This is a genomic window from Clostridium sp. AF23-6LB (assembly GCF_003461085.1).
Taxonomy (GTDB): domain Bacteria; phylum Bacillota; class Clostridia; order Lachnospirales; family Lachnospiraceae; genus Coprococcus; species Coprococcus ammoniilyticus.
Genome location: NZ_QTWK01000004.1, coordinates 243,739 through 265,016 on the forward strand (window position 1 = coordinate 243,739; position 21,278 = coordinate 265,016).

Annotated in this window: 29 protein-coding genes and 3 pseudogenes; 1 reads left to right on the top strand and 31 read right to left on the bottom strand. The window is 43.7% G+C overall.

The window, feature by feature from the left end; translation table 11 throughout:
- Positions 1-27 precede the first annotated feature (27 nt).
- The 12 genes and pseudogenes from DWY07_RS10570 to DWY07_RS10625 all read right to left on the bottom strand — a co-directional run.
- Positions 28-156: pseudogene (locus DWY07_RS10570) on the bottom strand (linear amide C-N hydrolase); the annotation flags it as partial.
- A 32-nt stretch (positions 157-188) separates the two neighbouring features.
- Positions 189-395: a GNAT family N-acetyltransferase gene (locus DWY07_RS13530; RefSeq protein WP_226801024.1), complete on the bottom strand. Its 207-nt coding sequence runs from the start codon at positions 393-395 to the stop codon at positions 189-191.
- Positions 396-470: 75 nt separating this feature from the next.
- Positions 471-956 (bottom strand): hypothetical protein, encoded by a 486-nt coding sequence (locus DWY07_RS10580; RefSeq protein ID WP_242997341.1) that lies wholly within the window; start codon positions 954-956, stop codon positions 471-473.
- A gap of 4 nt (positions 957-960) precedes the next feature.
- Positions 961-1,116 carry a hypothetical protein gene (locus DWY07_RS13455; RefSeq protein WP_242997342.1) on the bottom strand — a complete coding sequence of 52 codons (156 nt, stop codon included), beginning with the start codon at positions 1,114-1,116 and terminating at the stop codon, positions 961-963.
- Between the two features lie 549 nt (positions 1,117-1,665).
- The gene (locus DWY07_RS10590) at positions 1,666-2,040 is read right to left on the bottom strand and encodes a desulfoferrodoxin family protein (protein ID WP_117823240.1); all 375 of its coding nucleotides are present in this window, start codon (positions 2,038-2,040) and stop codon (positions 1,666-1,668) included.
- Positions 2,041-2,067: 27 nt separating this feature from the next.
- Complete coding sequence (locus DWY07_RS10595) at positions 2,068-3,012, bottom strand: L-lactate dehydrogenase (protein WP_117823053.1); 945 nt, start codon at positions 3,010-3,012, stop codon at positions 2,068-2,070.
- A 27-nt stretch (positions 3,013-3,039) separates the two neighbouring features.
- Positions 3,040-4,221 carry a rubrerythrin gene (rbr, locus tag DWY07_RS13535; protein ID WP_117823055.1) on the bottom strand — a complete coding sequence of 394 codons (1,182 nt, stop codon included), beginning with the start codon at positions 4,219-4,221 and terminating at the stop codon, positions 3,040-3,042.
- Positions 4,214-4,621, bottom strand: coding sequence for a transcriptional repressor (locus DWY07_RS10605; protein WP_008402256.1), 408 nt, complete (start codon positions 4,619-4,621; stop codon positions 4,214-4,216). Before DWY07_RS10605 ends, rbr begins: the two co-directional genes overlap by 8 nt.
- 127 nt (positions 4,622-4,748) lie before the next feature.
- Positions 4,749-5,498 carry a peroxide stress protein YaaA gene (gene yaaA / locus DWY07_RS10610; protein WP_117823057.1) on the bottom strand — a complete coding sequence of 250 codons (750 nt, stop codon included), beginning with the start codon at positions 5,496-5,498 and terminating at the stop codon, positions 4,749-4,751.
- A complete protein-coding gene (gene bcp / locus DWY07_RS10615) occupies positions 5,498-5,953 on the bottom strand; it encodes a thioredoxin-dependent thiol peroxidase (protein ID WP_117823059.1) in 456 nt (151 codons plus the stop codon). Before bcp ends, yaaA begins: the two co-directional genes overlap by 1 nt.
- 3 nt (positions 5,954-5,956) lie before the next feature.
- Positions 5,957-6,166, bottom strand: coding sequence for a DUF6219 family protein (locus DWY07_RS10620; protein ID WP_008402252.1), 210 nt, complete (start codon positions 6,164-6,166; stop codon positions 5,957-5,959).
- Between the two features lie 188 nt (positions 6,167-6,354).
- Positions 6,355-7,128, bottom strand: a complete 774-nt coding sequence (locus tag DWY07_RS10625; protein WP_008402250.1) for a DUF134 domain-containing protein — start codon at positions 7,126-7,128, stop codon at positions 6,355-6,357.
- A gap of 118 nt (positions 7,129-7,246) precedes the next feature.
- On the opposite strand from DWY07_RS10625, the gene DWY07_RS10630 reads away from it, so the two are divergent.
- Positions 7,247-7,906, top strand: a complete 660-nt coding sequence (locus DWY07_RS10630) for a Crp/Fnr family transcriptional regulator (RefSeq protein WP_226801021.1) — start codon at positions 7,247-7,249, stop codon at positions 7,904-7,906.
- A gap of 121 nt (positions 7,907-8,027) precedes the next feature.
- Here DWY07_RS10630 and DWY07_RS10635 read toward each other — a convergent pair whose 3' ends face one another.
- The 19 genes and pseudogenes from DWY07_RS10635 to DWY07_RS10735 all read right to left on the bottom strand — a co-directional run.
- Entirely contained in the window at positions 8,028-9,719 is a 1,692-nt protein-coding gene (locus DWY07_RS10635) for an FAD-dependent oxidoreductase (RefSeq protein WP_008402248.1), read from the bottom strand.
- Between the two features lies 1 nt (position 9,720).
- Entirely contained in the window at positions 9,721-10,041 is a 321-nt protein-coding gene (locus tag DWY07_RS10640) for a rhodanese-like domain-containing protein (protein WP_117808620.1), read from the bottom strand.
- A 12-nt stretch (positions 10,042-10,053) separates the two neighbouring features.
- A complete protein-coding gene (gene trxA / locus DWY07_RS10645; protein WP_008402246.1) occupies positions 10,054-10,359 on the bottom strand; it encodes a thioredoxin in 306 nt (101 codons plus the stop codon).
- 92 nt (positions 10,360-10,451) lie between these two features.
- A pseudogene (locus DWY07_RS10650) lies at positions 10,452-10,670 on the bottom strand (SDR family oxidoreductase); the annotation flags it as partial.
- Between the two features lie 15 nt (positions 10,671-10,685).
- A complete protein-coding gene (locus DWY07_RS13470; RefSeq protein ID WP_242997343.1) occupies positions 10,686-10,823 on the bottom strand; it encodes a hypothetical protein in 138 nt (45 codons plus the stop codon).
- 29 nt (positions 10,824-10,852) lie between these two features.
- Entirely contained in the window at positions 10,853-12,463 is a 1,611-nt protein-coding gene (locus tag DWY07_RS10660; protein WP_117500105.1) for a recombinase family protein, read from the bottom strand.
- A gap of 111 nt (positions 12,464-12,574) precedes the next feature.
- Positions 12,575-12,763: a transposon-encoded TnpW family protein gene (locus DWY07_RS10665; RefSeq protein ID WP_002569233.1), complete on the bottom strand. Its 189-nt coding sequence runs from the start codon at positions 12,761-12,763 to the stop codon at positions 12,575-12,577.
- Positions 12,760-13,614, bottom strand: coding sequence for an ATP-binding protein (locus tag DWY07_RS10670; protein WP_009255551.1), 855 nt, complete (start codon positions 13,612-13,614; stop codon positions 12,760-12,762). Before DWY07_RS10670 ends, DWY07_RS10665 begins: the two co-directional genes overlap by 4 nt.
- Complete coding sequence (locus DWY07_RS10675; protein ID WP_006555734.1) at positions 13,611-14,360, bottom strand: phage replisome organizer N-terminal domain-containing protein; 750 nt, start codon at positions 14,358-14,360, stop codon at positions 13,611-13,613. Before DWY07_RS10675 ends, DWY07_RS10670 begins: the two co-directional genes overlap by 4 nt.
- Positions 14,350-14,562: a hypothetical protein gene (locus tag DWY07_RS10680; protein ID WP_058966390.1), complete on the bottom strand. Its 213-nt coding sequence runs from the start codon at positions 14,560-14,562 to the stop codon at positions 14,350-14,352. Before DWY07_RS10680 ends, DWY07_RS10675 begins: the two co-directional genes overlap by 11 nt.
- 184 nt (positions 14,563-14,746) lie before the next feature.
- Positions 14,747-16,369 (bottom strand): relaxase/mobilization nuclease domain-containing protein, encoded by a 1,623-nt coding sequence (locus tag DWY07_RS10690; RefSeq protein WP_117823242.1) that lies wholly within the window; start codon positions 16,367-16,369, stop codon positions 14,747-14,749.
- Complete coding sequence (gene mobC, locus DWY07_RS10695) at positions 16,341-16,736, bottom strand: plasmid mobilization relaxosome protein MobC (RefSeq protein ID WP_009255338.1); 396 nt, start codon at positions 16,734-16,736, stop codon at positions 16,341-16,343. Before mobC ends, DWY07_RS10690 begins: the two co-directional genes overlap by 29 nt.
- A 533-nt stretch (positions 16,737-17,269) precedes the next feature.
- Positions 17,270-17,695 (bottom strand): hypothetical protein, encoded by a 426-nt coding sequence (locus DWY07_RS10705; RefSeq protein ID WP_117823063.1) that lies wholly within the window; start codon positions 17,693-17,695, stop codon positions 17,270-17,272.
- 42 nt (positions 17,696-17,737) lie between these two features.
- Positions 17,738-17,935: a helix-turn-helix domain-containing protein gene (locus tag DWY07_RS10710; RefSeq protein ID WP_117465429.1), complete on the bottom strand. Its 198-nt coding sequence runs from the start codon at positions 17,933-17,935 to the stop codon at positions 17,738-17,740.
- Positions 17,913-18,413 (bottom strand): sigma factor-like helix-turn-helix DNA-binding protein, encoded by a 501-nt coding sequence (locus DWY07_RS10715; protein ID WP_003533431.1) that lies wholly within the window; start codon positions 18,411-18,413, stop codon positions 17,913-17,915. The genes DWY07_RS10710 and DWY07_RS10715 overlap by 23 nt, the downstream gene beginning before the upstream one ends.
- Positions 18,414-18,529: 116 nt before the next feature.
- Entirely contained in the window at positions 18,530-19,234 is a 705-nt protein-coding gene (locus DWY07_RS10720) for a zf-HC2 domain-containing protein (protein WP_005946129.1), read from the bottom strand.
- The gene (locus DWY07_RS10725; RefSeq protein WP_055185245.1) at positions 19,227-19,739 is read right to left on the bottom strand and encodes an RNA polymerase sigma factor; all 513 of its coding nucleotides are present in this window, start codon (positions 19,737-19,739) and stop codon (positions 19,227-19,229) included. Before DWY07_RS10725 ends, DWY07_RS10720 begins: the two co-directional genes overlap by 8 nt.
- Before the next feature lie 240 nt (positions 19,740-19,979).
- Entirely contained in the window at positions 19,980-20,240 is a 261-nt protein-coding gene (locus DWY07_RS10730) for a Maff2 family mobile element protein (RefSeq protein ID WP_008402226.1), read from the bottom strand.
- 129 nt (positions 20,241-20,369) lie between these two features.
- A pseudogene (locus tag DWY07_RS10735) lies at positions 20,370-21,272 on the bottom strand (TraM recognition domain-containing protein); the annotation flags it as partial.
- Positions 21,273-21,278: the final 6 nt, after the last annotated feature.

Consider the following 21,278-nt stretch of genomic DNA (forward strand, 5'->3'; position numbering starts at 1 on the left):
GATATCTGGCAAGTTCTGTGCCGTCCTGCCCATATATCTGAATTCAAACGGATAATTTCTCGGAGTCACGGTGATCTCATCGCCGTACGAGAATTCATAATCCAGCGTTCTTCCAAAATAGAAATCCTTTGTCTTATATGTCGCCGCTGTACACATATTTTGTCTCCTTTCCAATCTCCTCAGATAATTTATATCATCAGTTCAAAGCCATAACAGCTCTTTTCAAATCCATAGTGTTCGTAGAAGCCATGTGCCCCTGTCCGCGGAAGACCGGAATCAAGGGTGACGGCCTTGCACCCCCTCCGCTTTGCAAGCTCCTTTGCATGATCAACTAAATTACAACCAATGCTTACATTATAAAATATCAAAGTGATTATTAACAGACCGCCACCCATAAATTTATTATAAAATATCCCGGAAAATACTTAGGCAATACTTACATGACTTTTTGTCACATTTTTCTAATTTATTTAGTATAATGTAAATGCTTCGGGCTTACTTTGGTCACATTTATGGCGCACAGCATATATCAAATAATATCGGGTGCTTTGCATTTGCCGGCACCTAAAATATGGAGAGAATCTTGACAGTGTTTCCACATCGTCCATATTTATCTCACCATTATTTACAAAGTCAGCCGACATAACCTCCTTGCCCTTATCATCGTAAAGTACAAGTGTCTTGGTCATTTTCTTCTGCTCCTCAAGTACCTGTTCGGAAGCCATCTTCAGTAATGCTGCCATCTGGTCTATGCTTTTCACTTCACAGAATGCAGTATGCGTGATGGAACCATCCGCTCTCGTTACTTCTTTCATATCCATTGGAATATGACTTTTCTTACAGGTTTTCTCCAAAAGCTCCGCTGTTCGCTCATCATTCACATCAATATGCGTGACATCTTTGCCCTCTCTGTTGAATCCCTTTAATGAGCCATGCGTTTCCTTATAATTCGACATTACCTTATCGACAACCTTGCCGCTTCTGTTTCTCGCTCATACCTGGATTCTGCTGTTCAGACCGCTTACACGCATCCGCAATAGCAGTAATCAGATCTACGCTGACAGTCACAATCGCCTTTCCTGTCTGGAACGACTCCTGCGTCAATTCATCGACCATTGTTCTGTCCTCCTGTTATATATTTTCCTGCTGCTTCTGTCTGTGGGTGCTCTCACCCATAAGATACACATTTTAATGCACATCTCGTGTTCCTCCTTGATTTCCTCTATCTGAACTTCTGGACAAAATGTCCTAAAGTTACATTCATATCCATTGCCCAACTGGCACAAAAAAGAGCATCTATGTTTCAATCACATAAATGCTCTAACGCTGTTGTTTATAATAATATGTAATATCGGTTGAAACTGCATTACTACTAGCTAGTATACCATAAACATACTGTTTTAGTAAGAAATGTCCTATTTCATCCATGTATGCATATTGTCAAGTGTATGTGTCATATTTTATATTCAAAATAAAAAAAGCTGCTACTCTCTAAAAAATAACAGCCTTTCTTACTATATCAGCCTTTTGGAATTTGACCATCGACATACAGAATGTGATTAACTAACCGCTATGTGAGATATTTTAAAGTTCCCATAATCTGTTCATCTTGATCTTCTACCTCATCATTGTGTTGTTCTGTAACCTTAATATGTATAAATGCTTTTAGCATTTCCATAATCCATGCAGGTTACAATATGCATATACTTCTTCTACCTGTTCACCATCGCAAAGACTAAAATCTGCTGCCGGATCCTGCCCTGGATTTAACTGTTTTCTATATATTCCCTGGTTTGTATTTAATGTAATCCACTCAATGAAATGCTCTTCAAGCATTGGATGTTTTGTCTCCCCGACCACGACATGAACATGACTGCCTTCTATCGTATATACAGGTACATGCTTCTCGACAGCAGCATCTGTCACTCCGGCTTTTAATTCCTGCATAGGTTCTCCGCAACAAATTACAGGTACACCCTTATCCTTTACCTTTTCAACAATGTTTCCACAATGCTTACAAATATAATACCTTACTTCCATGACTTTTTCCCCTTCCATGTGTAAAATTTATAATTCAATTGTCTCCATAATCTTTTTCAATGAATCTGCAGATTCCTTAAGCTTTAACGCTTCCTCGCCACTTAAATTAATAGGTATATCAGACTCAATACCATCTGCACCTACAATAGCTGGCATACTTAACGATACTCCGTCAATGTCATATACTCCATGAATCATGTGTGATACAGGAAGTATTGATTTTTCATCTCTCATAATCACTTCGCAGATTCTTTTTACAGACATTGCAATTCCATAATATGTAGCGTGCTTTTTGTTTATAATCGCATAAGCACTGTTCTTGACTTCTGTAGCTATTTCTGCCGTGTTTTCCCTGTGCTTGTAATGTCCACGCATTTCACACATTTCACTTAATGGAACACCAGATACATTGGCTGATGACCATGCTACAACTTCGCTGTCTCCATGCTCACCTATTATAAATGCATGAACACTCCTGCTGTCCACAGATAAATGCTCACCAAGCTTATATCTTAATCTGGCACTATCTAACACAGTACCCGATCCAATAACCCTGTTTTCTGGAAGTCCTGATAACTTTATGGCTACCTGAGTCAGGATATCTACCGGATTCGCAACTACAAGCATGATACCTGCAAAATTTCTCTTTGCTATTTCAGGAATGATTGACTTAAATATTGCTACATTTTTATTTACGAGATCAAGCCTTGTCTCTCCCGGTTTCTGTCCCGCTCCGGCAGATATGACAACAATTGCAGCATCAGCCACATCATCATAATCTCCGGCATATATTTTCATCGGACTCGCAAATGGAATACCATGACTGATATCCATCGCTTCTCCTTCTGCCTTGTTCTTATCTGCATCGATAAGGACAATCTCTGTAAACAAGCCACTCTGCATCAGAGCAAATACCGATGCAGAACCAACAAAGCCACAGCCTATCATTACTGCTTTTTTTGAATTAATCACTTTCTTCTTCGTAATAATCTCATCTCCTTAATAATTCTCTTCATGTACTTCAAAATAGCTCTGTGGATGATTACATACCGGACATACTTCAGGTGCCTTAGTTCCTACCACAATATGTCCGCAGTTACGGCATTCCCATACCTTAACTTCGCTCTTTTCAAATACTTGTGCAGTTTCAATATTCTTAAGAAGTGCACGATATCTTTCCTCATGGTGCTTCTCAATCTCACCTACTGCCCTGAATTTTGCTGCAAGCTCAGGGAATCCTTCTTCCTCAGCTGTTTTAGCAAAGCCATTATACATATCTGTCCACTCATAATTTTCGCCTTCTGCCGCTGCCGCCAGGTTTTCCTTTGTATCACCAATTCCTGCTAATTCCTTGAACCACATCTTTGCATGTTCTTTCTCATTATCTGCAGTCTTTAAAAACAATGCTGACATCTGCTCGTAACCTTCCTTTTTCGCTACAGATGCAAAATAGGTATACTTATTTCTTGCCTGTGATTCCCCTGCAAATGCCTCCTGTAAATTCTTCTCTGTCTGTGTTCCTGCATATTTGTTTTCTGCCATCTCTTTTGCCTCCGTTTTCTTTACTACTTTTTCAAAATCTGATGCCGGGTGCTTGCACAAAGGACATATAAAGTCATCCGGTAATTTCTCGCCTACATATTCATATCCGCAAATTCTGCAACGCCATATTGTCTGACCATCCTCTGTTTTTCCAACCTCCTGTGGCTTAGGCTTAATATTATTCTGATAATAATCATATGTTACTGAAGGAACATTGCTTAAAACTTCCATATCGGTTATCTCACCAATAAACATCGTATGTGAACCCAAGTCCTCTGTTTTAGTAACTGTCACAGAAATGTATGCATTTGTACCTTCTGTAATATAATAAATACCATTCGTGCCCCTGGCACACTGCTCAAATGTTCCAAACTTATTGGTATCTCTTCCTGATTGGAAGCCAAAATGTTTGAACAATTCAAATTGTGCCTTCTGACTTAAGACTGATACAGTAAATTTTCCGGTTCTTTGAATCATATCATGCGTATAATTTGACTTATTTACACAGATACTTAGCTGGTTTGGTTCCGAAGCTGCCTGAATGGCTGTATTAATGATGCATCCGTTATCTTTTTCTGCTTCTTTAGCGGTCAATATAAACAGTCCATAACTCAACTTATACATTGCTTTCCTATCCATGCTGTTCCTCCTTTACCTTCTCCCTGCATTTCGGGCAAATGCCTTTAAATGAAATATCGTAATCCACAAATTCAATTCCATGAGTGTTATGAATTCTTTCCAGCAAATCCGGTATTTGATCCATATCCACATCAAAAATTTCACCGCACTTTATACATCTTACATGGTAATGATTTTTCAATGTAAAATCAAATCGGTTCGGTCCATTCAGAACTTCAACCTTTCTTAATGCACCTTCCTCTACCAATATATCAAGATTTCTATATACAGTTCCTTTTCCAATTGATGGATATGCTTCTTTTATAAATTCATACACTTCATTTGCCGTAACGTGTCTTCTCATTTCGTATACGGTATTTCTTACGAGATCTTTTTGAATGGTATTTCTCCTTCTTGTCATTCATCCTCCTTATTAGGATTAGTTCTTAATAAGGATTATATGTCACTATCATCCTGTTGTCAATAAAAATAGTAATAATTCTCATTATTATAAAAGCTGCCAAACTGAACATCTTTTAGCTGAATAACTATTTTATTTTGCGTTCAAATACATATTCTGAATCTGAAGATAAATCAGACCTAAACGAGTATCCGAGTCTGTCAAATTTCTGAATCTCCACCAGATTTTCAATATTATTTTCCGCTATGAATCTGACCATTTCACCACGAGCCATCTTGGCATAGGTACCTTTTGTTACCAATTTATCTCCGGATAACTCACAAAATACAATCGTAATATATCTGTCCTGTGGTGTCAGATACTTTTCTATACATTTTGAGTATTCTTTTGATGCAAGATTAATGATAATCCTACTGTCATCGATTACTGAGCGGTATAACAATTCTCCCCAGTACTCATACAGATTTTTTGCATCTCCAATTCCAACCTTTGCCTGCATTTCAAGACGATAAGGAGTCACACCATCCATTGGTTTTAAAATGCCATAAAACGCAGACAAGATTCTTAAATGATTTTGCAAATACTCAAACTGCTGGATTTCAAACACAGATGGTGCCATATATTGAAATGCAATCCCTTCATATGCTAAAACAGCCGGAGTAAGCCTGTTATAAAGATTCATATTTTCCAATCTGTTAAAGTTTTGCTCTGCAATCTTGTCATTACATTTCCAGATAGCTTTCAGTTCTTCTTTTGATTTGCTTTTCATCCAGTTTAATACTTCTGCTGTCTTATCAATATAGGCAGGCAGTTCAACCGGTGCTAAGTTATCGGTATCTACAATCATCTTTTTTGCAGGTGATAAAATAATCTTCATTATGCCAATTCCTTAAGCATATTTTCAGGATCATCTGCCGCCTTGACTTTATCATTTGCCTTTATAATGATTCCCTGCTCATCAATAAGATAAGTAGTTCTTACTACACCCATAGATACTTTTCCATAATTTTTCTTTTCTTTCCAGACATCATATACTTCAATAACTTTACGATCCGGGTCTGCTAATAGCGTAAATGCCAGTCCGTATTTTTCTTCAAATCTCTTGTGAGACGCTACAGAGTCCTTGCTCACTCCGAGAATAACAGCTCCCTTCTCATTAAACTGTGGATAACGCTCAGAAAAGCCACATGCCTGCTTCGTACATCCTGGTGTATTATCCTTTGGATAAAAATATAGGATCACTTTTTTTCCTGCATAATCGCTTAATTTATGCATTTCTCCATTCTGATCCGGCAATTCAAAGTCCGGTGCTTTTTTTCCTACTTCTAACATATTTTATTCCTCCACTTCTTTCATTCCCATCTGTTTTCTTGTCCTCTTATTGCCAGAAATCATTTTATGACCAGAATAGACTGCCATAATCAAGCATATCAGAGAGCCAAATGCAAAGTATTTGTGTGCTGCTTTTAACCCTTTATATCCTGTATAAAAAGTTCCAACCATTGTAACTATTGCTCCGATTGACCAATATTTATGTGCTTTCATTTTATACCTCCAAATTGATTAAGCTGTTTCCAAAATAAATATCTCTGGATCATTAACAATATTGTACATTCCATCCATTACTTTCGACAAGTAGTGAAAGAAAAATAATCATTCCAAATACAAAAGGATGTATCACGATAATTCTGGCATTACCTTGACGCATCCTTTCGTGTTGTATTTTTTTCTTCTTAATGACAGCTATGGCTTCCGCATCCATGCTCACCACACGTATGTCCTTCCTCATGGTTGTGCTCATGGTGAGAACACTTCACATCCGAATTATAATCAAGCGTATCATTGATAAAAGCTTCTACTGCTTTATCCGCATCTCCTGAAACTCCGCCAAAAAGCTTAATACCCGCTGCCGCTAACGCAGTCTGAGCACCTCCTCCGATTCCGCCGCAGATCAAAACATCGGCATTTAATGCATTAAGAACTCCTGCCAATGCACCATGTCCGCTTCCATTCGTATCTACTACTTCTGAATGTAGCACTTTTCCTTCCTCTACATCGTAAATCTTAAATGTCTCTGTGTGTCCAAAGTGTTGGAAAATCTGTCCATTTTCATATGTTACTGCTATTCTCATGATACCTTCTCCTTTTTCTACTGCATATTTTTGATAAATCTCATGATTGTAACATCCTCCAAAGCTACAGTCGCTGCTCTGACCGTCACAGATTATGAAATCCCCACCCTCAATTTTAAGCGGATGTCCATCAATGAGAGCATCTGCTATTTTCTTTCTGGCAATCTCGTAAATCCGTTGGACCGTCGTTCTTGCGATCTGCATAGATTCCGCACACTGCTCCTGACTGTAACCTTTCTTGTCCAAAAGACGGATTGTCTCGTACTCATCTACCGTCAGAACAATGGGCATTTTTTTCTCAGTATCATCTGCCGGAAGGAATTCTAAAACATTTGGGAAATGGCAGACTTTTCTGCATTTTACTGGTCTCGGCATGAAATTGCTCCTTTCTCGCTTTTCTTATATAATAGTCCTATAAAGGGCATATGTCAATTATTCGATTGACGCATCTTAAAAAAGCAAGTATACTATGTTCATAAAGGAGATAACTATTATGAGCTTCGAAAATTATTTTCCACTATGGAATGACTTAAATACAGCACAGAAAAAACTAATTTCAGACAATTTGATCACACAGCATGTGAAAAAAGGAACAATCATTCACAACGGGAACATGGATTGTACCGGATTATTACTGGTTAAATCCGGGCAGCTTCGAACTTATATATTATCAGATGAAGGACGAGAGATTACACTCTACCGTCTGTTCGATATGGATATATGTCTTTTATCTGCCTCATGTATCATACGATCCATTCAATTTGAAGTAACCATTGAGGCAGAAAAAGATACTGATCTTTGGATCATCCCTGCTGAAATCTATAAGGGCATCATGAATGAATCTGCTCCTGTCGCAAACTATACCAATGAGTTAATGGCTACTCGTTTTTCTGATGTCATGTGGCTGATTGAACAAATCATGTGGAAGAGTTTGGATAAGCGTGTTGCTTCATTTCTTTTAGAAGAGACCTCTATCGAAGAAACAAATGAATTGAAAATCACTCACGAAACTATCGCCAACCATCTTGGTTCCCACAGGGAAGTTATCACTCGAATGCTTCGATACTTTCAAGGCGAGGGTCTCGTCAAACTCTCCCGGGGCAAAATCACAATCCTTGATCCAAAAAGACTGGAAACACTCCAAAGGTCATAAAACTGTTTTTCTGTAACATATAAAGAAGAATCCTCCATTTATCAGAATTATGAAAGTCATTCTAATAAATGGGGGATCTTTTTATGCTATAAGAAAATTATAAAAATATCGTGATTATTTTTTAATAATCCATACCACATGCATATGCCCTTTCAATCAGCGCACGGTCATTGACCACTGCATCATAGAATCGGAATCCGCCAGAGAAATTATACGTTTCATAACCGTTTCCTTCCAGAATACGGCTCGCAATATAACTGCGCAGACCACTCTGGCATATCAGATACACAGGCTTTCCTTTCTCAATTTCACTAATTCGTTCTCTCAGTTCATCTACAGGTATGTTTTTGAATCCATCTATATGCCCCCTGCTGAATTCACCTACAGTTCTCACATCTAGCAACTCCACATCTTTATCTTTAGAAATCTTGTCCATATCTTCCAAATGCCATTGCTTTAATGTCCCTTTTGCAATATTGTCTATCATAAATCCAGCCATGTTTACCGGATCCTTAGCAGAAGAATAAGGTGGTGCATATGCCAGATCCAGATCTTTCAACTGGGTTGCATTCAGCCCCGCATGAATTGCTGTTGCCAGCACATCAATACGTTTATCAACTCCTTCATATCCAATAATCTGAGCGCCAAGCAAACGATAGCTTTCTTTTTCAAAAACCACCTTCATGGTCATCACTTTTCCACCAGGATAGTAACCGGCATGACTCATAGGAGAAAGAATTACTGTATCTACCTCTAATCCTGACTTTTTGGCATTGGTTTCATTGATACCTGTAGTGGCTGCTATCATATCAAACACTTTTATAACGGAGCTTCCCTGACTGCCCAGGTAACGACTATCACCGCCACAAATATTATCAGCGATGATTCTGCCCTGTTTATTGGCCGGTCCTGCCAAAGAAATCAGCGCATCATTACCCGTAACATAATGTTTTACCTGAACTGCATCACCTGCAGCATAAATATCCGGTACAGAGGTTTCCATTCTGTCATTCACTACAATACTTTCCTTGATGCCAAGTTCCAGACCGGCTTCTTTTGCTAATACTGTGTCTGGTGTGACTCCGATTGCCAGAACTACCATATCAGCCTGAAGGGATGGATTATCTTTCAACAGAACCTCCACTCCGTTGTCATTTCCTTTAAATCCTTCTACTGTATAGCCCAGTATCAGTTTTATCCCATGCTTTCTCATTTCATTATGGATCATGGATGCCATATCCGGGTCAAAAGGGTTCATCAGCTGCTTAGGCCCCTGGACAATCGTAACATCCATGCCAAGCTCCCTCAAATTTTCTGCCAGTTCCAGACCAATAAAACCGCCACCTGCCAATACAGCCGATTTTGGATGATTCTTATTTATATATTCCTTTATCCGAAAAGTGTCTTCTACAGTACGAAGTGTAAAAAGTTTATCAATACCTACTCCGGGAAGTCTCGGCTGTGTAGGCTTTGCACCTGGAGATAGGATTAGCTTATCATAGTTTTCTTCAAATATTTCACCGTTTTCTAAATTCTTCACTGAAACAGTTTTACATTCGGGATGTATTGAGATAACTTCATGATGAATTTTCATGTTAATACGGAAGCGTTTAAAAAAACTCTCTGGTGTCTGTAGTGTAAGTGCTTCCGGATCTGTAATCACGTCTCCAATATAATATGGAAGCCCACAATTCGCATAGGATATGTATCCGGATCTTTCATACACAGTAATTTCTGCATGTTCATCCAGTCTGCGTATTCTTGCTGCGGCTGTAGCTCCTCCTGCTACACCTCCTACGATTATTACCTTCATCTTATTTTTCCACCTTTCCTGAGTAAGCTGCAATGCCACCGATATTATTTACTTTAGAATATCCCATTCGTTGCAACATCCCAGTTGCCTGACGGCTCCGGGAACCGGAATAACAGTATACAAACAGAGGGATATCCTTATTCTTCGCTACAGAAACAATATTGTCTAGTTGCTGCAACGGCACATTTTTACTTTCTGGTATATGTCCTTCCTGATATTCCTGCGGAGTACGGACATCCAGCAGAACTGCACCAGCAGTCCTTTTATATTCTTCTATGCCTTGATTAATATTCGACTGTTTAAAGAAATTAAAAAATCCCATTAGCACACCTCTCTAAAGCATTTCTAAAATCGCATTCTTAGATCTCGCCCCTGAAACCTGCTGTACAATCTTCCCATTCTTCATAACCACTAAAGTCGGAATGCTCATAATACTGAACTTATTTGCCAGTTCAGGCTCTTCATCTACATTAATCTTTCCAACTTTAATATCCCTACGCTCACCTGCAATCTCCTCTACAATAGGTACTACCATACGGCAAGGCGCACACCAAGATGCCCAAAAATCTAAAAGAACGGTTTTATCGGAATTCAGTACTTCGTTCTCAAAATTATTTTTATTGATATTAATAGCAGACATTTTACAGTCCTCCTTATCTTTTTCTTTTTGTAGCTTTATTATAGTCTTAATTTCATTTGTTTTCCGTGATTACATCACCATACAACATTAAATTAACTTCTTGCCATACCATCTACACTTAATATAACACCTGTAATGTAACTCGCCTCATCTGAAGCAAGAAACACAAACGCATTGGCAATATCTTCTGGCTGTCCAAGACGACGCAATGGAATTCTTTCAATCATAGGTTCGATAACTTCCTTTGGCACAGCTTTCATCATATCAGTTTCTGTAATCCCAGGTGCAACAGCATTAACACGAATACCTTTGCTGGGATAAGGTCCTTAAGTTTTGGTACAAGAAGCGCACCAATCAGCATAACACCGGCACCCGCCATAAACTGCTTCATGCCCTGTGACTTTGCTAATGTGTGATAAAGAAGCAATAGAAATGTAAAAAATTTTGCCGTTCCTATCCGGCACTTAGCTCTTGTGTCGGATAGGTCGGGCGGTTATTCGGGCAAGTCCACCTTGCCAACAAAAGAATAATAAATCTCAATGTCCTGCCTACGGGTCTTGTTCTCGTCATAGCTGCACTCATGCACAACGATTTTCTCTACAAACTCCCGCAACAGAGTAGGGGTAAGTTCTTCAAAGCTGGTATGCCGCCGAACAACATTCATAAACTTTTCTGCGTTCACGGTGGCTTCCTGTGCTTTGGAAAGCTCCGCTTGGATAGCAGCGGCTCTTTCTTTCAGCTCCCGTTGTTCTGCTTCATAGTCTGCCGACAGCTCTGTGAAACGCTCGTCTGATATGCGCCCGGTCACGCTGTCCTCATACAGCCGCTTGAAGATAGCGGATAACTCGGCTATGCGTTTCTCGGAGGCTTCCAGTTCCTTTTTCTTGGCGGCGTTCCTGCGTTTGCCCCCGTCCTCGTTCTGCTCAATCAAGAGTTTCATAAACCGGGCTTCATGCTTTGCCGCATAGCTGGTCACTTTCCGCAGATTGGAGAGTACACCAGCGGTCAAGAGGTCGGTGCGGATAAAGTGCGCCGTACAGTCATGGGTGCGTTTCTTGTAGTTGCCGCAGATATAACAGTCCTGCTTGCGCTTGTCCGTCTGGTATCGCTGCTGATACATCACGCTGCCGCAGTCCGCACAGAACAGTATGCCGGAGAACAAACCCACTTCATCATAGCGGTTTGGGCGTTTGCGCTGTTTGCGAAGCTCCTGCACCCGTTCCCATGTTTGGGTGTCTATGATAGGCTCGTGGTGGTTCTCGAAAATCACTTGCTTTTCCGGGGGATTTTCTACACTGTGCTTGACTTTGTAAGAAAGTTTTTCTGTCTTGAAATTTACCAGACAGCCTGTGTATTCCCGGTTTTCAAGCATATGCACTACGGTATTGGTCGCCCACTTGCACTCATAGCCGGGGTGGTAGCGGCGGGTGCTGCCCGTCCTGCGGTATTCCAGCGTTCCCGGCGTGGGGATTTGCTGCTCTGTGAGCATACGGGCTATCTTGGTCGGACCATTCCCGGCAAGACAGAGGTTGTATATCTGCTTGACTACGGGTGCAGCTTCCTCGTCAATAATGAAATTTTCATCCTCGTCCATGAGGTAGCCATACACAGGCTTGCTTGTGATGGGCTTGCCATTCATGCCTTTTGAGCGTTTTACTGCTTTGATTTTCTTGCTCGTATCTCTCACCAGCCATTCGTTAAAGATATTCCGCAGCGGGGCAAAGTCATTGTCGCCCTGTGCGCTGTCCACTCCATCATTGATAGCGATGAAGCGGACACCTTTCTGTGGGAAAATCATTTCCGTGTACATTCCCACTTGCAGGTAGTTTCGCCCTAACCTCGACATATCCTTTACGATAACTGTCCCGACTTTTCCGGCTTCAATGTCCGCAAGCATGGCTTGAAAACCGGGTCTTTGAAAGTTCGCACCAGAATAACCGTCGTCCGTGTACCAGCGCAGATTGGAAAAGCCGTTCTGCTTTGCATAGGTTTCAAGGATACGCTTCTGATTGGAAATGGAATTGCTTTCGCCTTGCAGCTCGTCCTCATGGGATAGTCTTGGGTAAAGGGCGGTAATTGGTTGTTGGTTGGTCTGTCTTAACATAAAATCCTCCGTTTCCGACAGCCAGCCCCACTATTCCGTACCTTGATTGTACCACATGGGGCGGCTGTCTGTATAGCGGCAAAAGCGTCAAATCTGCTTCTTTATGGTCGGTCAAATCGCCGTTTTTTGTGTAGCAGCTTCCGCTTCCAGCACTTTCATCATCTTGTCGGCTGCGGTGTCGGTTGCGCCCTGCTTGAAGAAGCCGGAAACGGTAAGGACGGAGTTGCCCATGCGGATTTCCGTCACACAGTCCGGGCGGCGGTCTGTTTTGGTGGTGCTTGTCTGTTTCGTTTCTGTCATAGGCTCTCCTTTCGCTGCTTCATCAGTTGCTTTAAGCGTTCCAGCTTTTCCTGTGCGGTTTCCTTTCGGAAGTTGCTGCCCGTGAAGCGGACGGGGGCGCACATGGAAGTCAGCCTGTCATAGATACGGGCGTGGGGCGTGTCCTGCGGGTGCTGCAATTCCTCCAGCGTGAGGTTGGTCGTGGCGATCAGCGGCTTGCCGCTTCGGTAACGGCTGTCAATCACGCTGTAAACCTGTTCCAGCCCGTATTCTGTCCCTCGCTCCATACCAAAATCATCAAGTATCAGCAGGGGGTAGCTGCAAAGGCGGGAAATATATTCGTTCCTGCCCTCAAAGCTGGCGGCAAGGTCACCCAGTATCGTTGCAAAGTTTGTCATGCACACCGGGACTTCCTGCTCCATAAGGGCGTTGGCGATACAGGCGGCAAGGTAGCTTTTTCCCGTCCCCACGCCTCCCCAAAACAGGTAGCCGATATTTTCAGCCTGCATGGTTTCCCAGCTCTCCACATAAAAGCGGGCGGTTTCGGTCTGTGGGTTTCTGCCGTTGTCATGCTCAAATGTCCAGTTCCGCATAGCAGGGTCAGTAAAGCCCCGGCGTTTCAAGTCCTCTACTTTTTCAAGGTGCTTCTGTCGGCTTTCGGCGGCTTGCTGCTTTTCACGGGCTGCCCGCTGGCAGTCGCAGTCTGTTGGGTGGCGGTCACGCCCGAAACAAGTCTTTCCCTCTGCAAAATAGGCTTCTTTGGGCGTATGGCACTTACCGCAGTATAAAAGCCCGTCCTCGCCTGTGTAATCCTCCGCTTCGGTGGTAGTGGTTGTAATGTCCGTAATCATAGCTTCAATCTCGTTTTTCATAAGCTCTCGCCCTCCTTGCATGAATAATCGGGTATGCCCTGTTTCGGGGCAGCCTTGCCTTTGGCAGCGTCCTCCTGCGCCCACTTGTAAATGGTGGCTGCATGGCTGTGGTACTGCTTCCCGGTGGAAGCGATATGGCAGGAAAGCCGGTCAAGGTAATACTCCCACTTGTCGGGCAGCTCTGTTTTCAGCCCGGAAAGCTCTGTATCGGTCAGTATCACATTGTTGTATCTGCCATAAGCAGCGGGGGCGGGGTGTCCCGTTTCTCCCTCTCTCTCTTTTTCTATCTCTATCTCTTTCTCTAACTCTATCTCTATCTCTGGTGGACGAATGTCGGACAAATGTCCGCCTTTTGTCCGGGGCGGTAAAAGTGCCTTGTTTTCCAGCCTTGCAGCCCGTTTCCTCTCGGCTTCGGTAGAGGACTGTCCTATCATCAGCTCAATATCGGTCATATAAAAAGCCCCGCTGTCAAGCTGCTCCACAAGCCCCAACTGCCGGAAAATCTCTAAAGCCCTCTCAACCGTCCCTATCTGGTGGCGGGTCAGTGTCGCTATCATCTGCGCTGTGTAGGGGATATGCTCGTCAAGCTGCAATTTCCCGCCGTTTTTCAGCGATTTTAAGTACAGCTTCAAGAGGATATTGGAGTATAAAATCCCGTCTTTCATATCTTCCAGCAGCACAATGGAGTCGCTGTCAAAAAAGTTCTCTTTCAGCTTGAGGTAGTAATACTTGCGGTTATCTGCCATTGTCCCTGTCCTCCTTTTTCCGGCGTTTGGAGTAGTAGTGGGGGCAGAGTATGATAACCGCCCGGAAGCTCTGCTTGCAGCTATGGGTACAGCCCCGGCAGAGGTCGTTGTATGTGATACGGTCGCAAGTGGTATTCCCGACTTTTACTTGCCGCAGGAAAAAAGACCATTCCAGCCGCCGTTTCTTGCTCATTCTTGGCATGGGTGCGCTCCTTTCTGCCGTTTCCGCTGGTGTGGCGGTATCGGCGGTAATTCTGTATCATCTCGGTATCATTTTCGGGGTTTTTCTGCCCTGTAAGCCCGTTAAAAAATCCTTTGGTATTGCGGATAGGGTGCGGGGCAGCCCCCTTGTTCTGTATGGGTTCGGGTACATTTTGGGGCGGTTTTTATCGCTCCTGTTCCTGCCTTTTCACAGGCTTGCGTTCCCGGCGTAAAATCTGGTCGATATTGCCCTTGACAGTCTGTAAGCGGCGGTATTCCTCCCGTTTTGCCCGGTAATCGTTGTAGCCGCTGTTTTTCTCTTTGATAAGGCTTTCAATCTCTGCTTGCAGGGCTTTATAGCTCGGCAGCTTGGAAATGCCGTTCTCCCTGAAATAGCGGGCGGCTGCGTCTGCTATGATAAAGTCGCTTTCATGCTTCTGTCGGTAGGCTGCTTTTGCCTTGGCGTTTTTCTGCTGTTTCAGCCCGTCCCGGACAGGGCGGGTCTTGGAATAGGCAAGCACCTGCCGTTGCAGCTCCTTTTTCCCGTTCAGTGTCTTTTCCACCTGCTTCAGCTCTGTAAGGCTTTCCTGCATGGCGGCATAGGCGGCAGAACAGGCTTCGTCCAGTTCCTCCGGGGAAGAAAAGCCGTACTGCTGGTAGGCGGTAACGGTAGCTGCCATTTGCTTTAGATTGTGCTTTGACGCCCAGCGGTCATAGCCCACGCCCTTGCCCTCGGCTCGCTTGGCTTCCCGGTCAACCATGCGCTGCAAGGTGTTGTCTGCCGGGGTGGTTTTTGCGGCTTTTTCCTCCTGCAAGCGTCCCTTTTGGGTGTGTGGGTATTCCGGTATGGCTTTGGTCTGTTCGGCGGCTCTGTGGGCGTTCTGCGTAAGCAGGGCAAGGACAGCAGCCTTGTCAAAATCGTCCCCCAGCTTCCGGGCTGTGATAGGCTTCGTCCTGTCCGGCGTGAGGTAGGAAAGCCGCCCCCGGCTCTCCTTGACGGTCACACCCTCCTGCAGCAAAAGGGAAGAAAACTCGTCAAAGCTGGCAGCTTGGGAAAGTGCCTGCCGTATCGTCCGGCGCAGCTTCGCCTTGTCCGTTTCAAACTTGGTGGGCTTGGTCGGCTGTCCGGTGGCTTCTCTGGCGGCGTTCTCTTTATCAAGGGCAAGCTGCCCTTTCTTCTGAGCCCAGTATTCACGCTCGGTCACTCGGTTCTTGCTGCCATGCAAAAGGTCAATCTGATACAGATTTTCCCGGTGGCACATCTCCATGACTTCGGACTTGAAATATTCCATAGCTGCGTCTGTGCAGCGGTGCTTGCAGCCGTCCTTCGTGTCCGCTGGTCTGTCCATGTAGGGCAGAAGCGGGACGGCTTCAATCCGCAAGCTGTTTATGACGATATGCACATGAATGTTGCCAGAGTGATTGTGCCCGTCCGGGTGGGTGCAGACAATGGCTTGGTGTCCGGGGAAATGCTCGTTGCAAAATTCCTCGCCCAGCGACTGCGCCTTATCAACGGTCAGACCGTTGTCCGTTCCGTCCCGTGGGTCAAAGCTGATGATATAGTGGTGGGATTTCACATCTTCCCGTTTTTGGTTCTTGCCATAGCGGAGATTGGAGCGCAGACAGGCAACAGCAAAATCTTCTTCGCCGCAGTTCAGCGTGGCAAGGCGGTAGCCCTCACGGGGAACAAGCCGCCCGTTTTCATCAAGGGTGGGTTTCATGGTAAACTCGTCATGCTCAAAAGTGAGGTAGGCTTCCGCTGCTCCGTAGTCGGCATTTTTAGAGCTGATATGTTTGAATGTTGCCAACAGCTTCACCCACTTTCTGCAAGACTTCAAACTTCAAGGCTGCAAGGTCGGAAATGGCGGCTCGGACTTCGCCGGACAGGGCGTTATACGGTACGCCGTATTCGTTCAGATACCGGGCAATCTGATTGAGGTTGCCGCCGATCCTGCCGTATTCGGCGGTCAGCTTCCCGACAGCGGCAAGCAATTCATCATTGACCGGGGAAACGGTAACAATGGGGCGTATGGTTGCCCGTGTAATGGCTTGCCGGATAAATTCGGACTGGCTCATACCATAAGGGGCAAGCCGGGCGGTAAAGTCGGCGTATTCTTCATCGGTCAGCCGGGTCTTGACTACCCTGCTGCGGTGGGGCATGTTATATCGTTTCATAGGTGGTTGACCTCCTTTCTGTGCGTGGTGTCCTCTCACTAATAGGAGAAAAACGGGGTGTGTAGCGGAACTGTTTTTGAAATAATCCGAAAAGAATTTGCGGGAATTTTTCAAGCGGCGTAAGCCGCATAAGCAGGGTTTGGGGAAGGCACTCCCCAACAAGATTCCCGCAAGGACAAAATGAGCGATAAGCGAAATTTGGTACTGCGGTAGAATCTTGCTCTAAAAAACTACCGCTTTCCTCGGCGGCTCTGGTTTGCGGATATACTGGCTTGCTCCACCAATATAGCGATTGCGGCGGCGTGTTCTGCCCGCTGTTCACCACTACAACGGTGAAAAGGGGGCGTTTTGGCAAACGCACGGAAATTTTTTTGTTTTCCCTGTCTGCTCCCTACAACAATCCGGTGGTGTGGTTTGCCAAAGATTTTTGAAAATGGGCGCAAAAAAAGCAGTAAACCTTTTCAAGATTTACTGCTTATCTGCCGCTGTGATGGGCGGCGGTATTAAATTGTCAGCCGTTTTTCAAATGGAATTTATCTGCAATCGCTTTCTTTCCGCTTTCCAATTCCTTTTCTGTAATCTTCCATAATCCTAACGCAATGATCTGCTATCTTTTGCATTCCGAGATCTTCAAAAAAGGCAATTTGTATTTTCATCAGTTCTTCACAAACAGTCAACTTCTGCTCATCCATATTGCTAATAGCAAGCCATGGGAACGCTTTATATTTCTTAGTGTCCCCAATGAGAAAATTGTACCCTATCAACTCATTTTCACGGAAAACGAAATAGAATTGTGGGCCTGAACCTGGAACTGACTTTTCCATAATTTGCTGCATTGTTCTCACGCCGCCGTATGCCGGAAAAAAACCTATTCGCTCAAGAGCATTTAATATGTCAATCCTTTTATCTGTGGGTATGTCTCTATAATTGATAATCTGTTCCATTTGCTCTACCCTCATTGAAGTTTAATTTGTCAGGCTCTAATTATACAACTTTTCTGTTTAGCGGTCAAAGCGGAACTTCAACAGGCTTTCTATCAGTTGCCTGACGATATGCTCCTGCACATCCGTGTTAATCTGTCCGTCCATTTTCGCACAAGAGCGGACATATCCCGCATAATGGGATAGGACGGCGGCAACAGCTTCCGGGTCGCCCTCGCTTGCCTTAACGATTGTCTCATAGGGAAGTATCTGGCTCATAGGACAAACCCTCCAACTCTGCCCGTAGCCGCCGTAAAATCATCTGAATACGCCGCCCGGTTGTGTTGCCAGCCCGTCCATATCTCCGTCCAATCTCCCTATGCGTCAATCGTTGGAAGTAGTACAAGAAAATGATTTCCTGTTCCATCTGTGATAGTGCGGACAGGGCTGCGGCAAGCTCTGGACTTTCCAAAAGCACCATCTGACCACAGACGAAAAGCGGATAGCTGGTCATGCCGGATTGCTCCGCAAAGTATTTATCTGTGGTACTGAATGGATAGTGTTTTTCTTCTATCAGATATTCAAGCGAGATTTCCCGCTTGCGGCGGCTCCGTATGCTCCGGGCTGCGTCTATGGCAGCGTGGCGAATAACAGTCTTGCAAAAGGCATCGTGTGTATGCCGGATATGTTCTTGATACTTTTCGTGTTCGGTCATGGAAAATCCCCCTTTCTGAATAATGGCAGAGGGCGGCAGCATCTTGTGCTGTCGCCCTCTTGATTACCGAACAGCAAAGACGGGCGGGGCTGTCAACGGCGGCGCATTTGCGCCGTTCATCTTGACCGTTGACAGGCTCGGCTGGGTTTGCTATCTGCTCACGGCAATTCACTCTCATTGATAGGAATTGCCTCAAGTTCCGTATTCAAATTGTTCCAATAAGAGCCGATATCCGCACTTGTGAAATACTTAAAACCGCCTGCTGCTGACTTCAATTCGCCGTTTTTAACCCCATAGCAGGCGTAAATCAAATCGTAGCTTGTTCCATCTGAGAGGTTAAATCTAAAGCTGGTCACATCTGCTCCGGCAGTTTCCTCAGTCGTTTTGTCTTTTAGGGATAAGCCCTTGAACTTATCATACAGGGTCTTTATATCATTTTCAGCAACAACTACTTTCTTTTCTGCTGATGCAGGCACTCCGTCATAGTGGTACATTTCAACGTTTTCGACATCTTCAACCTCAAATGGGAAGTCGATTTTGACAGGCTCATAAGCAATGTTTATAGGTAACAGAAAGAGAGCTGTAAAAATTGCAATGATACAAAGAGCGATGGAAACGAGAACAGCAATCGTTATCTTTTTTCTGCCTCTCTGCTTTTCTTTTGCCTCATGGCGCATAATAACGCTTTCGCTTTCTTCGTGAAGAACATCTTCGCTCGTGTGAGAAAGCAATTTCTGATAAATTGCGTTACAGTCAGCACAGGCGTTCAAATGCTCTTTTACCATCTCTGCGCTTGCTTCGCTGCAAGCACCGTCAACATACAGCGGAAGAATATCTCGAACAATATCGCATTGTTTACTCATGCTTTTCATCCATCCTTTCTTGAATTTTTAGCTTTGCACGATGATAAGTAACTCTCGCCCATGATTCTGTTTTTCCAAAAATTGCAGCGATTTGTGAAAAAGATAGTTCCCCGAATACGCGAAGCTGAAAGACTTCTTTGTATGGTTCTTCCAAACGGTGAAGAACGAGGTGTATGCGGAACGCCATGTCAGAATCTGTAACTGAGTTCTCAACATTTTCATTTGATGGCAAGTCATTGATTTCACTCACATCAGCTACTCGCTGACGGCTTCGCATTTCATCATGGTAAAGATTTTTTGCTATGGAGCAGAGCCATGTCAATTCATCTGACTTACCTTTGAATTGTGATGTTGTAGAAACAGCCTTATAGAATGTGTTCTGCGTGATTTCCTCTGCTATCTCACGATTTTTAGCAAGAGAAATAGTATACGAGTATACCTGTAAATAGTAGGCTTTATAGAGCTTTTCATAGTCCATACTTGTCATCACCTCCTTCAGCTTCATAGGTTAGACGGAGAAATCGGAATTTCGTTACAAAGAAGTTTGAAATTTTTATACCTTTACGCTACTCTTGCTTTCTGCGGACTATTGGTAGACGCGCATTAACGGCAAGCAAAGAGATTGCTGTGTCAGCTTGATATGTTCAAATGCTAATTAAGTATAGCATACAGCTATGAATTTTTCTATTGCGTTCCCCTGACTTCGGAATAGTGGCAGGGCTGGCTATCCATGTCTTGTGCTTCTCTACCGTACATGAGCATTTGCACCCGGGTTATCATTACCATAACCTTCAAGCAGATTTACAACGCCAAGAACTGCAAGACCACCGCCTACTGCAATGATAACGACCTTGAGTGCTGATACACCGCTTGTAAGGAACGATGTATAGTCAAGCAGGATAAGCAGGTTTGCAAGCAGCTTGTGTGAAGCAAAAAATGACGCAACACTTGAAAGTAAGTTAGAGCCTGACATGGCAGTCATGGCATAATTCATAAGTAAATTCATAATAAATAATCTCCTTTTAATCTCTTATTTTTCGACCCTCCGTGATATAATAAGAGCGGTCTATTGTGGTGATAGATCAGGAGCAGCGGCAAATACACACATGAAGGGTTCTCCCCTCATTTATTCTTTTTACTGTAAAGCCGCTGCTTCGTTTTGCTCTGCTTTCTTCATCATCCCGGCTTCCTCTATGGCAAAGTTCACCAGATCATCCGGATACTTCACTCCGGTAAGGTCAAGTTCTATGAACTTATCCTTCTTGGAAAACTTCGGTCTGCCATATTCGGAAACATATTTCTCAATATCAAATTGATTTTTCTTGTCAAAATCCGAAAGCTCTTTGTACATCTCGTGTGCGGTTATATCAACCTTATCTGAAAAGAACGGTCTTACTCCACGCACCTGCAATATACATTTGCCGCCATCCATAAGAGCCAGGCGGTCTTGGCTCATAAGCTCTCGTCCAAGTTTCTGATAGTTCAGACCATAGGACTGAGATGTTCCTCTGGTATCAGATGTGTTGTATGTGTCAATAGTTTCCTTACCCAGCACTTCCGACAGATCTTTTAATGTTGACTTTTCCTTGCCACCTAAAAACAGAAATGTATCGCAGTTACCCTCGATCGTCTCTGCGTTATCCTTATAAATTGACTTTAACTGTGCCTTAGACTGTAGGATAATGGAAGCCGATATCTCTCTGCTTCGTATGGTTGCAATCAGCTTGTCAAACTTCGGAATCTGTCCGATGTTTGTGAACTCGTCTAAGATACACCTAACATGTACCGGGAGCTTTCCATGGTATTCATCGTCTGCAATCGTACAGAGCAGATTGAAAAGCTGTGTGTACATGATTGATACCAAAAAATTAAGGGAATCATCTGTATCCGAAATAATGACAAACAATGCTGTCTTTCTTCTACCGATGTCCCCTAAGTCGAGTTCATCATATGCTGTTATCTCCCTGACTTCCTTGATGTCAAATGGTGCAAGTCTCGCACCACAGGAAACCAGAATACTCTTGGCTGTCTTACCTGAAACAAA

Coding starts and splice junctions, on each gene's coding strand:
- DWY07_RS13530 (WP_226801024.1), bottom strand. CDS start 395: ATGGGTGGCGGTCTGTTAATAATCACTTTGATATTTTATAATGTAAGC.
- DWY07_RS10580 (WP_242997341.1), bottom strand. CDS start 956: ATGTCGAATTATAAGGAAACGCATGGCTCATTAAAGGGATTCAACAGA.
- DWY07_RS13455 (WP_242997342.1), bottom strand. CDS start 1,116: ATGGTCGATGAATTGACGCAGGAGTCGTTCCAGACAGGAAAGGCGATT.
- DWY07_RS10590 (WP_117823240.1), bottom strand. CDS start 2,040: ATGGAAGTAAGGTATTATATTTGTAAGCATTGTGGAAACATTGTTGAA.
- rbr (WP_117823055.1), bottom strand. CDS start 4,221: ATGGATAGGAAAGCAATGTATAAGTTGAGTTATGGACTGTTTATATTG.
- DWY07_RS10605 (WP_008402256.1), bottom strand. CDS start 4,621: ATGACAAGAAGGAGAAATACCATTCAAAAAGATCTCGTAAGAAATACC.
- yaaA (WP_117823057.1), bottom strand. CDS start 5,498: ATGAAGATTATTTTATCACCTGCAAAAAAGATGATTGTAGATACCGAT.
- bcp (WP_117823059.1), bottom strand. CDS start 5,953: ATGTTAGAAGTAGGAAAAAAAGCACCGGACTTTGAATTGCCGGATCAG.
- DWY07_RS10620 (WP_008402252.1), bottom strand. CDS start 6,166: ATGAAAGCACATAAATATTGGTCAATCGGAGCAATAGTTACAATGGTT.
- DWY07_RS10625 (WP_008402250.1), bottom strand. CDS start 7,128: ATGCCGAGACCAGTAAAATGCAGAAAAGTCTGCCATTTCCCAAATGTT.
- DWY07_RS10630 (WP_226801021.1), top strand. CDS start 7,247: ATGAGCTTCGAAAATTATTTTCCACTATGGAATGACTTAAATACAGCA.
- DWY07_RS10635 (WP_008402248.1), bottom strand. CDS start 9,719: ATGAAGGTAATAATCGTAGGAGGTGTAGCAGGAGGAGCTACAGCCGCA.
- DWY07_RS10640 (WP_117808620.1), bottom strand. CDS start 10,041: ATGGGATTTTTTAATTTCTTTAAACAGTCGAATATTAATCAAGGCATA.
- trxA (WP_008402246.1), bottom strand. CDS start 10,359: ATGTCTGCTATTAATATCAATAAAAATAATTTTGAGAACGAAGTACTG.
- DWY07_RS10660 (WP_117500105.1), bottom strand. CDS start 12,463: ATGTTAAGACAGACCAACCAACAACCAATTACCGCCCTTTACCCAAGA.
- DWY07_RS10665 (WP_002569233.1), bottom strand. CDS start 12,763: ATGACAGAAACGAAACAGACAAGCACCACCAAAACAGACCGCCGCCCG.
- DWY07_RS10670 (WP_009255551.1), bottom strand. CDS start 13,614: ATGAAAAACGAGATTGAAGCTATGATTACGGACATTACAACCACTACC.
- DWY07_RS10675 (WP_006555734.1), bottom strand. CDS start 14,360: ATGGCAGATAACCGCAAGTATTACTACCTCAAGCTGAAAGAGAACTTT.
- DWY07_RS10680 (WP_058966390.1), bottom strand. CDS start 14,562: ATGCCAAGAATGAGCAAGAAACGGCGGCTGGAATGGTCTTTTTTCCTG.
- mobC (WP_009255338.1), bottom strand. CDS start 16,736: ATGAAACGATATAACATGCCCCACCGCAGCAGGGTAGTCAAGACCCGG.
- DWY07_RS10705 (WP_117823063.1), bottom strand. CDS start 17,695: ATGAGGGTAGAGCAAATGGAACAGATTATCAATTATAGAGACATACCC.
- DWY07_RS10710 (WP_117465429.1), bottom strand. CDS start 17,935: ATGAGCCAGATACTTCCCTATGAGACAATCGTTAAGGCAAGCGAGGGC.
- DWY07_RS10715 (WP_003533431.1), bottom strand. CDS start 18,413: ATGCTGCCGCCCTCTGCCATTATTCAGAAAGGGGGATTTTCCATGACC.
- DWY07_RS10720 (WP_005946129.1), bottom strand. CDS start 19,234: ATGAGTAAACAATGCGATATTGTTCGAGATATTCTTCCGCTGTATGTT.
- DWY07_RS10725 (WP_055185245.1), bottom strand. CDS start 19,739: ATGAAGCTGAAGGAGGTGATGACAAGTATGGACTATGAAAAGCTCTAT.
- DWY07_RS10730 (WP_008402226.1), bottom strand. CDS start 20,240: ATGAATTTACTTATGAATTATGCCATGACTGCCATGTCAGGCTCTAAC.